This window comes from Buchnera aphidicola (Neophyllaphis podocarpi), from assembly GCF_964059055.1.
GTDB classification, from domain to species: Bacteria; Pseudomonadota; Gammaproteobacteria; order Enterobacterales; family Enterobacteriaceae; genus Buchnera_M; species Buchnera_M aphidicola_A.
Genome location: NZ_OZ060386.1, coordinates 456,526 through 468,636 on the forward strand (window position 1 = coordinate 456,526; position 12,111 = coordinate 468,636).

Consider the following 12,111-nt stretch of genomic DNA (forward strand, 5'->3'; position numbering starts at 1 on the left):
TATATAATAATTTTATAAATTTATAAACGTAAAATATTCCAATTAAATAAAATTTACAATAAGATAATATTTATATATTGAATAATTTTAAAATATAAATTTATAATAAAATTATTAGATCATAAAAATATATAATTATTACAAATAAATTTTAATTAAAAGGAATATTAGGTGAAACTATTTAAACAATTAAAATGGTATTTTAATAAAGAATGGAAAAGATATTTAGGATCTATTATTTTATTAACAATAGTTGCCATTTTACAATTAATACCACCTAAAATAGTTGGTATAATAGTAGATTTAATGGAAAGAAAAAAATTTATAGAAAAAAAAATATTAATGTGGATTATTATTATGTTAATTACATCAATTTTAATATATTTTTTTCGTTATTTATGGAGAATTCTTTTATTTGGAGCCTCATATAATTTAGCCATTGAATTAAGAAAAAAATTTTATTGTCATATAAGCAAGCAACCTCCAGAATTCTATCTAAAACATAGAACAGGTGATTTAATGGCAAGAGCAACAAATGATATAGATAGAGTTGTATTTGCTGCAGGTGAAGGAGTATTAACCCTTGTAGATTCTTTAGTAATGGGAATACTAGTATTGATAATTATGAGTACTCAAATAAGTTTTATTTTAACAATTATCTCATTAATTCCTATGCCTATTATGGCAATTTTTATAAAAAAATATGGAGAAATGCTGCATATCAGTTTCAGAAAATCTCAAGCTGCTTTCTCAGAACTAAATAATCAAACACAAGAAAGTTTATCATGTATACGAATGATAAAATCATTTGGATTAGAAAAACAAGAATTAAATAAATTCTTGAAGTTTGCTAGTAATGCAGGAAAAAAAAATATGAAAGTAGCGAAAATAGATGCTAAGTTTGATCCAACTATATATTTATCTATTGCATTTTCTAATTTACTAGCTGTTATACAAGGAGGTTATCTAGTATGGAACAATATAATAACTATAGGACAATTAACTAGTTTTATCATGTATCTAGGATTAATGATATGGCCTATGTTAGCTATAGCATGGATGTTTAATATAGTACAAAGAGGAAGTGCTGCATTCGATAGAATAAACTTGATATTTAAAGAAAATAATTGTATTAAAAATGTAAAACAAAAAAAAATATCAAAAAATAAAATATTAAAAATTAAAATTGATAAATTTTATTATAAAAATCATAAAAACTTTTTTTTAAAATCAATAAACATAAAATTAATTCCAGGAAATATTTTAGGTATATGCGGCCCAACAGGATCTGGAAAAAGTACAATAATAGGATTAATTCAAAGGCATTTCAGTATAAATAAAGGAAATATTTTTTATGACAACATATCTATTTTAGATTTTAATATAAACGAATGGAGAAAAAAATTAGCAATAGTAAATCAATCTTCTTTTTTATTTTCAGACACAATTTTAAATAATATTAGTTTAGGTAAACCTAACATAGGTTATGAAAAAATAGAAAAAATTACAAGAATAGTTAATCTTCATGATGAAATAACTAAATTACCTAAAGGATATAATACAGAAATAGGGGACAGAGGAATAGTATTATCAGGAGGACAAAAACAAAGAATTGCTATAGCAAGAGCTTTATTATTAAAGAGAGAAATACTAATATTAGACGATTCATTATCAGCTATAGATAATTATACATCTAAAAAAATCTTAAGAAACTTATTTTTAAATAAAAATAAATATTTTAATACAATGATTATTAGTACACATAGATTAAATATTTTAATAAAATCAAATGAGATAATTGTAATTAATAATGGTAAAATTATAGAAAGAGGAAATCATAAAACATTAATTAGTAAAACTAATTGGTATCAAAACATATATAGTTACCAAAAAAATAATAAAAATTATATATAAAAAGTAATGTTTAATAAAATGAAAATAAAAAAGATGTTAAATTTAATTAAAATATCACCTACACTACATAGATTATTATCTTATGCTTATCCTTGGAAAAAATCAATATTTATTGCATTAATAATGCTAACTGGAGCTTCAATTTCTGAAACAATATGTCCTTTATTAATTAGTTATTTTATTGATGATATAATAGCTAAACATAAATTTATACCTAAAATTTTTATTTTATTACTTTTTAGTTTTATTATATTACAAATAATATCTATTATATTACACTATTTTCAAAATTTGATATTAAGTAAAATAGCTATAGAAATATTAAAAAAAGTAAGAATTGATGTAATGAAATCTGCTATTTTACAACCTTTAAGTAAGTTTGACAAACAGCCTATTGGTCAAATTATAGCAAAAGTAACAAATGATACAGAACTAATAAAAGATCTATATGATACAGTTATAATTTCAGTACTCAGAAGTTTTATATTAATTTTTACAATTCTTATAGCTATGTTTACTGTAAAATGGGAAATGGCTGTAATAACAATAATTGTTTTTCCTTTAATAATTATTGTTATGATAATATATCAACATTATAGTATTCCCATCTTAAGAAAAGTTAGATCGTACTTAGCAAACATTAATAATAGTTTTAACGAAGCAATTAAAGGAATGAAAATTTTACAACAATTTAGACAAGAAGATAGATTTGGCAAAAAGATTCAAAAACATAGCAAGTTTCACTATAAATTTAGAATGCAAACACTGCGTTTAGATGGTTTTTTATTAAGACCATTACTCAGTCTATTTTCAGGTTTAGTGTTATGCGGATGGATAATTTTGTTTAGCTTCTATCCTAAAGGAACATTTGAAATAGGAATACTTTACGTTTTTATAAATTATTTAAGCAGACTAAATGAACCTTTAATAACAATAACAACTCAGCAATCTATATTACAACAAGCAATAGTATCAGGAGAAAGAATCTTTCAATTAATAGATTCTCCTAAACAAAAATATGGAAAAGATAATAACTCAATATCAGAAGGAAAAATTAATATTAAAAATCTTAATTTTTCTTACCATATCAAAGATGAAAAAATATTAAAAAATATTAATTTAAAATTTAGATCGAAAGAATTCATTGCATTAGTAGGACGAACAGGAAGCGGAAAAAGCACTTTAGCAAATTTATTAATGGGATATTATCAAATTAATGATGGAAATATATACATTGATGGAAGAAAAATAAATGATCTTAGTCAAAAATGCTTAAGAAAAGGTATATCAATGGTTCAACAAGAACCATACATTTTAGCTGATAGTTTATTTTATAATATAACATTAGGAAGAAATATTTCAGAAAATACTGTATGGAAAATATTAGAAATAGTTCAAATGAAAAAATTTACTGAATCTATGAAATATGGAATTCATTCTATATTAGGAGAAGAAGGAAATAATCTATCAATAGGACAAAAACAATTATTATCTATTGCTAGAGTACTAGTAAGTTATCCAAAAATTCTAATACTAGATGAAGCAACAGCAAATATTGATTCAGAAACAGAAATAGCAATACAAAAAACTCTAAAAAAAATCAAAAAGAAAACAACTCTTATTATAATAGCGCATAGACTTTCTACTGTTACAGAAGCAGATTCTATTATAGTTTTAAATAAAGGTGAAATAGTAGAACAAGGATCTCATGAAGAATTAATGAAAAAAAAATCAAATTATTGGAATATGTATAAACTAAAAAATAAAATTTAATTTTTTAAAATTAAATAATTAAAAATTATATATAAAAAGAGGTCTTGATAGCTGGATATAATTACCGAACTTATTTGTTATGGATGCTTCTTTCCAGACCTGACCTAGTTAACAAAAAGCAAGTAAAAATATACTAAACAAGAACCTCTATCTGTAAAGATATCAATTTAGCTACCAATATGTCAAGTAATTTATATTAAAATTTAAAAATAAATTATTATATAAAAAAATGAAAAAAATAAATTATACTGCTCTTGCTAGAAAATGGAGACCTAAATTATTTAAAGAAGTAGTAGGGCAAAAATATATTATTAATGCTATATCAAATGGATTATTTTTACAAAAAATTCATCATTCTTGGTTATTTTCAGGAACTAGAGGAGTAGGAAAAACTACTATTGCTAGAATATTAGCTAAAAGTTTAAATTGTGAAAAAGGAATTAGTCCTACACCATGTAGAAAATGTTCAAATTGTAAAGAAATAGAAGAAGGTAACTTTATTGATTTTATTGAAATAGATGCTGCTTCAAGAACTAAAGTTGAAAATATAAGAGAATTATTAGATAATATGAAATATTTACCAGTAAAAGGTAAATTTAAAATTTATTTAATAGATGAAATACATATGTTATCTAAAAGTAGTTTTAATGCTTTATTAAAAACATTAGAAGAACCACTTTCACATATAAAAATAATTTCTGCTACAACAGAAATTAATAGAATTCCTCTAACATTTATTTCAAGATGTTTGTATTTCAATTTAAGATTAATATCTAAAACAGAAATATTAAATTATTTAAAAAATATTTTAACAATAGAAAAAATTGATTTCAAAATAGAAGATCTTAAAAAAATTGCAGAAGAAGCACAAGGTAGTATGAGAGATGCTCTAAATATAACAGAAAAATCTATAAGTGTTAAAAAAAATAATGAAAGTATAGAAAATATTTATATAAAAATTGAGAATGAAATTAAACAAAAAGATATATCTAAAATTATATTTTATTTAATAAAATGTCAATCATATAAAGTAATAAAATTTTTAAATAGATCAGAATTATATAATTTAAATTGGGATAATTTTCTTTCAGAGATATTATATGTATTACATAATATGGCCTTGATGAAAAATTTTCCTATAATGGAGAAAATTCAAATAGAAAATAAAATTAGTAATATTCAAGAAATAACTAAAGAAATAAAAATAAAAGAAATTCATTTATTATATAAAACTATTCTAAAAGCAAAAAAAGATATAAAATATGCTCCAAGCAAGAAAATAGGAGTAGAAATGATATTTTTAGAATTTTTAAGTAAAATAAAACAAAATACAGAAATCGAAAAAAAAAATAGAAACTAACAAATTCATAAAAATAAAAAATAATTTAATAAAAATAAAATATAAGAAAGAAAAAATAAGAGAATTAAAAACATAACAAATAAAACTATCAATAAATTCATAAATCTAAAAAAATTGAAAAAATACAGAAAAAAACAAAAAATAAAATTATTGATCAAAATATTGTTTTGATAAAAAAACATTTGATGCTGAAATAAAAAAATAATAATATATTTTAACAAATGAAACATTTTTATGGAGAAAATTTAATATGTTAAATAAAGGAGGAATAAATAACCTCATGAAGCAAGCACAAAAGATGCAAGAAAAGATGTCTAAAGTTCAAAAAGAAATATCAGTTATGGAAGTAACAGGTGAATCAGGAGCTGGTTTAGTAAAAATTACTATAAATGGATCATATAACTGCATAAAAACAGAAATAGATCCCACTTTATTCAAAGAAAATGAAAAAGAAATGCTAGAAGATTTAGTAGTAGCAGCATTTAATGATGCTTCAAGAAAAATCTCAGAACTACAAAAAAATAAAATGTCCTTAATTTCAAATAATATGAATTTACCAAATGGTTTTAATATGCCTTTTTAAAAAAAGAGATAAAATTTTATGAAAGAAAATAAAACATATAAATTTAAATCAGAAGTAAAACAATTATTGAATTTAATGATAAATTCATTATATTCGAATAAAGAAATATTTATGAGAGAACTGATATCAAATGCATCAGATGCTATAGATAAATTACGTTTTAAAATAATATCTGAACCTAAAATATATAAAAATAACAATGAAAATAAAATACGTATATCTGTAAATAAAGATAATAAAACTTTGATAATTAAAGATAATGGTATAGGTATGAGTTATGATGAAGTTATTGAAAATTTAGGAACTATAGCTAAATCAGGAACAAAATCTTTTATTGAGTCATTAACATCAAATAAAGATAATAATAATCAATTAATAGGAAAATTTGGAGTAGGTTTTTATTCATCATTTATTGTATCTAAAAAAGTACAAGTTAAAACCAGATCTGCCAAATTAAAAAAAGAAGAAGGAGTATGTTGGGAATCTAAAGGAGAAGGAGAGTACTCTATTAAAAAGATAATAAAAGAAGATATAGGAACTGAAATAATTTTAAGTATTAAAAAAGAAAATATAGAATTTCTAGATACTTGGAAAATACAAAGTATTATACATAAATATTCAGATCATATATCAATACCTGTAGAGCTACAAATTTTAGATGAAAAAAATAAAGATCTTTATTGGAAACAAATAAATCAAGCTACAGCACTATGGACTAAAGAAAAATCAAATATTAGCGAAAAAGAATATCAGGAATTTTATAAATATATATCAAAAGATTCAAATGCACCAATATATTGGACTCATAATAAAGTAGAAGGAAATCAAGAATATATAAATTTATTATATATTCCTAGTAAAGCACCATGGGATATATGGAATCGTGAAAATAAACATGGATTAAAACTATATGTAAAACGTGTTTATATCATGGATGATGCAGAGCAATTTTTACCTAATTACCTTAGATTTATAAAAGGATTAATAGATTCAGATGATCTTCCTTTAAACATTTCTAGAGAAATTCTTCAAGATAGTAGTCTAATTAATAAATTAAAAAAATCTTTAACAAATAGATCATTAAAAATGTTAGAAACACTGTCTATAAAAGACAAAAAAAAATATGAAACATTTTGGAAAGAATTTGGTTTAGTTTTAAAAGAAGGAATAGCTGAAGATTTAAATAATAAAGACAAAATAGCTAAATTAATACGTTTTGCATCTATTAAAAATAAAAGTAATATACAAAATTTATCATTAGATGATTATATAAATAACATGATAAAAAATCAAGAAAAAATATATTTTATTACAGCTGATAGTTATAATTCTGCTATAAATAGTCCTCACTTAGAATTTTTTAAAAAAGAATCAATAGATGTTTTATTGCTATCAGATAAAATAGATGAATGGATGATGAGTTATCTTACAGAATACAAAGGAAAAAAATTTCAATCTGTAAGTAAAAAAGATGAATCATTAAAAAAAATATTGGATATTAAAGAAAATAAAAAAACAGAAAAAGTTAACTTTAAAATGTCTAAATTTTTAGAAAATGCAAAAAAAATACTAGGAGATAAAGTTAAAGATGTTAGTTTTACAGATAGATTAATAAAAGTACCTTCTATAGTTATTACTGATAACGATCAAATAAGCACACAGATGGCTAAATTATTTGCATCAGCGGGCCAAAAAGTACCTGAAATTAAATATATTTTTCAAATAAATCCTAATCATTTTTTAATAAAAGAAATTATAGAAATAAATAATGAAGAAAATTTGTCTGAATGGATAAATTTATTACTAGAACAAGCTTTATTTATAGAAAAAGGAACATTAAATGATCCTAATAAATTTATAAATAGAACAAATAAATTAATGGAAATATTATTTAATAAAAATAATAATAAAATTATATTATAAATATATAAATAAAAATACCTTACCTGTTTTAAAAAATAGTAAAATTATATGTTTTTAGTATAAAAATGATGTAAAATTTTTAAAAGTTTAATAAAATTAAATAATAAGAGAAACTAAAAAACTATGCGTATTATTTTACTAGGTGCACCTGGAACAGGTAAGGGAACTCAAGCCAAATTAATTTCTGATATATACAAAATTCCTAATATCTCTACAGGAATAATTTTAAGAAAACAAATAAAAAAAAATAAACAAATAAAAAAAATTATAGAATCAGGAAAATTAGTAAGTGATGAAATAGTTATTTCATTAATAAAAAAAAGAATATCTCAAATAGATTGCAAAAAAGGATTTATATTGGATGGTTTTCCTCGAACAATATTTCAGGCCGAAGCGATGCAAAAAGAAAAAATTAAAGTAGATTATGTTTTAGAATTTAAGCTATCAATTAATCAAATTATAAAACGAATTACAGGAAGAAGAATTCATTTAAAATCGGGAAGATCTTATCATATTCAATTTAAAAAACCAATATTAGAAGGAAAAGATGATATAACAGGAGAAAGTTTAGAAATACGTAAAGATGATAATATATTAATTTTAAAAAAAAGACTAAAAGAATATAAATTTAATAGAATATTATTAATGAATTTTTATCTTAAAGAAAAAAACAAAAAAAAACTAAAATACAAAATAATAAATGCTAATGAAAACACGGAAACAATTACATCTAAAATAAAAGATATAATCTCTAAAAAATATTAAAATATGATAGTTTTGAAAACTAAATAAAAATCTTAGTTTTTTTGCGCTTTACTGGATTCGAACCAGTGACCTACGGCTTAGAAGGCCGTTGCTCTATCCATCTGAGCTAAAAGCGCTTGTAAAAAAAATTATTAATCTTAAAAAAATATTAACTCTAAATATTATAATATTTTAAAAAAATAAAATCAATTAAAATTATATTTATAAAAATAAAAAATTTATATTATAAATATAATTAGAGTATAAAAAATGAAAAAATCAAAAATTATAGATGGTATAAAAATTTCTAATGAAATTATAGATAAAATAAAAAATCAAGTAAAAAAAAGAATTCAAAAAAAAGCAAAAATTCCATATTTAGCTGTAATTATTATAGGAGATAATCCGGCATCTAAAATATATGTCCAAAAAAAAGAAAATAAATGCAAAGAAGTAGGTTTTATATCAAAAACTTTTTATTTTTCTAAAGAAGTAAGAGAAACTAAAGTTATAAATCTAATAAAATCTTTGAATAAAGATAATAATATAGATGCTATATTAGTACAATTACCATTACCTAATCATATTAATAAAAATAAAATTATAAATAGTATTTCAATATATAAAGATGTAGATGGCTTTAATCCATATAATACAGGTAGTTTATGCCAAGGTACTCCTAAGCTAAGACCTTGTACTCCCAAGGGAATTATGAGTTTACTAAATGCATACAATATAAAAACTCACGGATTAAATGCAGTAGTAATAGGAGCTTCAAATGTAGTAGGAAGACCTATGGGATTAGAACTACTATTAGCAGGTTGTACAACTACTATAACACATCGTTTTACTAAAAATTTAAAAGAATATACTAAACTTGCAGATTTGTTAATAGTAGCAGTAGGAAAAGCAAATTTTATTAATAGTGACTGGATAAAAGACAAAGCTATAATAATAGATGTAGGAATAAATAAATTAAAAAACGGTAAAATAGTAGGAGATGTTAACTTTAAATCTATGTTATTAAAAGCCTCTTATATAACTCCTGTACCAGGAGGAGTAGGACCAATGACAATAGCATCTCTTTTAGAAAACACATTAGAAGCATGTAAAAATTTATCTAAAATAAAAAATTAAAAAACTATTTATAAATAAATCTTTATTTCCATTTCCATAAAGTTCCTTCTGGTGTATCTTCAAGTATAACACCCAAAAGTGATAATTTATGACGTATATAATCTGCATAATGCCAAGAACTATTAATTCTTGCATGTTTTCTTAAAAGAACTAAGTTTTCAATTTCAGATATAGATTGATTTTGTCTAGTTTTTTTATTATTAAAAAAATCAACAGAACTTTGAAGTAATAAACCCAAAATGTTTGATAATAATTTTAATTTAAAAGCTAATTTTTGTGTTTCAAAATCATTATTTAATAATTTACTACGATTTATTTTATGAGCTAAAGAAAATAATACTCTTAAAGCTTTTGGTGTGTTGAAATCATCATTCATAGCTTCGTAAAAAGAATGCTCAAATTCAAGTCCAATTATTTCTTTATTTAATTTCATATATGATGAAGAAACAATTATTTTATCAGCTTTAGTACCACGCATTGCAATATATAAACGTTCTAAAGATAAACGTGATTGAAATAATTTTTCTTTATTATAATAAATAGGATGTCTATAATGACTAGAAATTATAAACAAACGAATAGTTTCATGATCATATAATTTTAGCAACTCTCTTATAGTTAAAAAATTTCCATATGATTTAGACATTTTTCTGTTTTGAGTAATAATCATACCAACATGCATCCAATAATTAACATATTTACAATTATTAAAACAAGTTGATTGAGATATTTCATTTTCATGATGAGGAAAAATTAGATCAGACCCTCCACCATGAATATCCAAATTAGAACCAAAGTATTTATTAATTATAGCAGAACACTCTATATGCCAACCAGGTCTACCTTTACCCCATGGAGATATCCATGATGCACCTTCCTTTATAAAAGAAGAAATTTTATTATTTTTTAAACATTTCCATAGAACAAAATCTAAAGGATTTTTTTTATGAACATTCAATTTAATACTAGAACCTATTTTTAACTTTTGAATTTTTTGTCTAGATAACTTTCCATAATCTATGTAACTATCAATAGAAAACATAACATCACCATTATTAGATATATATGCATAATTATTATCTAACAAGCAACCAATCATATTAATAATGTCATTAATATGATTGGTTGCTTTAGGTTCATAACTTGGTTTTATCATTTTTAAATCATTAAAGTCTTTATGCATATTATTAATCATATTTTTAGTAAATGAATGAATATTTTCTTTATTGATAATAGATTTATCAATAATTTTATCATCTATATCTGTAATATTTCTCACATAATTTACATTATAACCAATATGAACAAAGTAACGATATACAATATCAAATATTATAAATGTTCTAGCATGTCCTAAATGACATAAATCATATACGGTTACACCGCATACATAAATATTAATGTTATTTTTAATATTAGGTTTAAATTTTTCTTTTTTATGAGTTAATGTATTAAAAATATTTAACATATTAATCCTTTAAATTAATATAAAATATTGTATAAAAATGATATAATTTTTAAGATTAAAAAATTTATAGTAATATTATTTTAATAATAAAATATTTTAATAAAATTAAACATAGATAATTTTATTATTTAATACGATATAAAAATTAAAATATAAAAATTATAATTTAATTAAATAAATTTTTTAAGATTAATTAATTTATTAATTAAGCAAATAGAGAATAAAATGAAAAATAAATTACATGAATTAATTAAATTTCCTTGTAATTTTACTTATAAAGTAATAGGAATGGCTCATCCGGAACTTGTAGATAAAATTATCAGAGTGATACAACTACAAATTCCAGGAGACTATGCTCCTGTAGTAAAAAAAAGTAATAGAGGAAATTATCTTTCTATATCGATTACAATATTTGCTTCAAATATCAATCAAATAGAACATTTATATTACGAACTTAGTAGAATTAACATAGTAAGAATAGTATTATAATTTTCAAATTAGTAAAAATAAGAAAGTGCAGTTATATTTGAATATATTCTGCACTTAATTTTATTAGGATTTAAGATTTTAATAAAAATAATTATAATTATTAATATAATATTAATTTATTTATAAACTAACTACATTAGTAGCCGAAGGACCTTTAGCACCTTCAGTAATCTCAAATTCTACACTTTGACCTTCTGACAAAGTTTTAAATCCATTACTCTGAATAGCAGAAAAATGAACAAAAACATCTTTACTCCCATCTTCTGGAGTAATAAAACCGAATCCTTTGGATTCATTAAACCATTTAACATTACCTTTAATCTTGGACATCTTTATTACCTTAAATTAACAATAAACTTAACATTGAAACTTTTTAAAAACTTAATTATATAAGTTAATTTTTATACTAAATAAAATTTGGATTCTAACATATTCAATTAATAAATTTTAAATCAAAATGTAATTTTATTTCATTTAAAAAAATTATATTTTTATTAAATTATAAAATTTTATTAAATAAAATATATTGATACCTGGCATTTTCCTACTCTCACACAGGGAGAGCCCTGCACTACCATCGGCGTTACGACGTTTCACTTCTGAGTTCGGTATGGTATAAAATTCAGGTGGTACCATCGTGCTATTGATGCCAGGTATATAAAAATTGACAAATTGTTAAAATATCTAGGAACAAGCTTTTTTAAACAATATAATAAAACA

10 protein-coding genes, 1 tRNA gene and 1 rRNA gene are annotated in these 12,111 nt (G+C 21.8%); 8 read left to right on the top strand and 4 right to left on the bottom strand.

Features of this window, described 5'->3' with window-relative positions:
• The first annotated feature begins 171 nt into the window (after positions 1–171).
• The 6 genes from AB4W60_RS02155 to AB4W60_RS02180 all read left to right on the top strand — a co-directional run bounded on the left by AB4W60_RS02155 (position 172) and on the right by AB4W60_RS02180 (position 8,318).
• A complete protein-coding gene (locus AB4W60_RS02155; RefSeq protein ID WP_367676094.1) occupies positions 172–1,914 on the top strand; it encodes a SmdA family multidrug ABC transporter permease/ATP-binding protein in 1,743 nt (580 codons plus the stop codon).
• A gap of 18 nt (positions 1,915–1,932) precedes the next feature.
• Positions 1,933–3,687, top strand: a complete 1,755-nt coding sequence (locus AB4W60_RS02160) for a SmdB family multidrug efflux ABC transporter permease/ATP-binding protein (RefSeq protein WP_367676095.1) — start codon at positions 1,933–1,935, stop codon at positions 3,685–3,687.
• Between the two features lie 238 nt (positions 3,688–3,925).
• A complete protein-coding gene (gene dnaX / locus AB4W60_RS02165) occupies positions 3,926–5,047 on the top strand; it encodes a DNA polymerase III subunit gamma/tau (RefSeq protein ID WP_367676332.1) in 1,122 nt (373 codons plus the stop codon).
• Between the two features lie 250 nt (positions 5,048–5,297).
• Positions 5,298–5,630, top strand: coding sequence for a YbaB/EbfC family nucleoid-associated protein (locus tag AB4W60_RS02170; RefSeq protein WP_343188548.1), 333 nt, complete (start codon positions 5,298–5,300; stop codon positions 5,628–5,630).
• 18 nt (positions 5,631–5,648) lie between these two features.
• On the top strand, positions 5,649–7,553 hold the full coding sequence (gene htpG / locus AB4W60_RS02175) for a molecular chaperone HtpG (RefSeq protein WP_367676096.1): 1,905 nt from the start codon (positions 5,649–5,651) through the stop codon (positions 7,551–7,553).
• 123 nt (positions 7,554–7,676) lie between these two features.
• Positions 7,677–8,318, top strand: a complete 642-nt coding sequence (locus AB4W60_RS02180) for a nucleoside monophosphate kinase (protein WP_343188550.1) — start codon at positions 7,677–7,679, stop codon at positions 8,316–8,318.
• 42 nt (positions 8,319–8,360) lie between these two features.
• On the opposite strand, the gene AB4W60_RS02185 is transcribed toward AB4W60_RS02180, so the two are convergent.
• A tRNA-Arg gene (locus AB4W60_RS02185) sits at positions 8,361–8,434 on the bottom strand.
• A gap of 133 nt (positions 8,435–8,567) precedes the next feature.
• Here AB4W60_RS02185 and folD point away from each other — a divergent pair.
• On the top strand, positions 8,568–9,434 hold the full coding sequence (gene folD / locus AB4W60_RS02190) for a bifunctional methylenetetrahydrofolate dehydrogenase/methenyltetrahydrofolate cyclohydrolase FolD (RefSeq protein WP_343188551.1): 867 nt from the start codon (positions 8,568–8,570) through the stop codon (positions 9,432–9,434).
• Between the two features lie 22 nt (positions 9,435–9,456).
• On the opposite strand, the gene cysS is transcribed toward folD, so the two are convergent.
• Positions 9,457–10,902, bottom strand: a complete 1,446-nt coding sequence (gene cysS / locus AB4W60_RS02195) for a cysteine--tRNA ligase (protein WP_367676097.1) — start codon at positions 10,900–10,902, stop codon at positions 9,457–9,459.
• 225 nt (positions 10,903–11,127) lie between these two features.
• On the opposite strand from cysS, the gene ybeD reads away from it, so the two are divergent.
• On the top strand, positions 11,128–11,391 hold the full coding sequence (ybeD, locus tag AB4W60_RS02200; RefSeq protein ID WP_343182977.1) for a DUF493 family protein YbeD: 264 nt from the start codon (positions 11,128–11,130) through the stop codon (positions 11,389–11,391).
• Positions 11,392–11,511: 120 nt separating this feature from the next.
• Here ybeD and cspE read toward each other — a convergent pair whose 3' ends face one another.
• Together cspE and rrf are read right to left on the bottom strand one after the other, a co-directional pair.
• Positions 11,512–11,721 (bottom strand): transcription antiterminator/RNA stability regulator CspE, encoded by a 210-nt coding sequence (gene cspE, locus AB4W60_RS02205; RefSeq protein WP_343182978.1) that lies wholly within the window; start codon positions 11,719–11,721, stop codon positions 11,512–11,514.
• A gap of 201 nt (positions 11,722–11,922) precedes the next feature.
• A 5S ribosomal RNA gene (gene rrf, locus AB4W60_RS02210) occupies positions 11,923–12,045 on the bottom strand.
• Between the last annotated feature and the right edge of the window lie 66 nt (positions 12,046–12,111).

Bases quoted from the DNA above. Each gene is read 5' to 3' on its own strand.
- AB4W60_RS02160 (WP_367676095.1), top strand. From the start codon at position 1,933: ATGAAAATAAAAAAGATGTTAAATTTAATTAAAATATCACCTACACTA.
- AB4W60_RS02170 (WP_343188548.1), top strand. From the start codon at position 5,298: ATGTTAAATAAAGGAGGAATAAATAACCTCATGAAGCAAGCACAAAAG.
- htpG (WP_367676096.1), top strand. From the start codon at position 5,649: ATGAAAGAAAATAAAACATATAAATTTAAATCAGAAGTAAAACAATTA.
- AB4W60_RS02180 (WP_343188550.1), top strand. From the start codon at position 7,677: ATGCGTATTATTTTACTAGGTGCACCTGGAACAGGTAAGGGAACTCAA.
- folD (WP_343188551.1), top strand. From the start codon at position 8,568: ATGAAAAAATCAAAAATTATAGATGGTATAAAAATTTCTAATGAAATT.
- cysS (WP_367676097.1), bottom strand. From the start codon at position 10,902: ATGTTAAATATTTTTAATACATTAACTCATAAAAAAGAAAAATTTAAA.
- ybeD (WP_343182977.1), top strand. From the start codon at position 11,128: ATGAAAAATAAATTACATGAATTAATTAAATTTCCTTGTAATTTTACT.
- cspE (WP_343182978.1), bottom strand. From the start codon at position 11,721: ATGTCCAAGATTAAAGGTAATGTTAAATGGTTTAATGAATCCAAAGGA.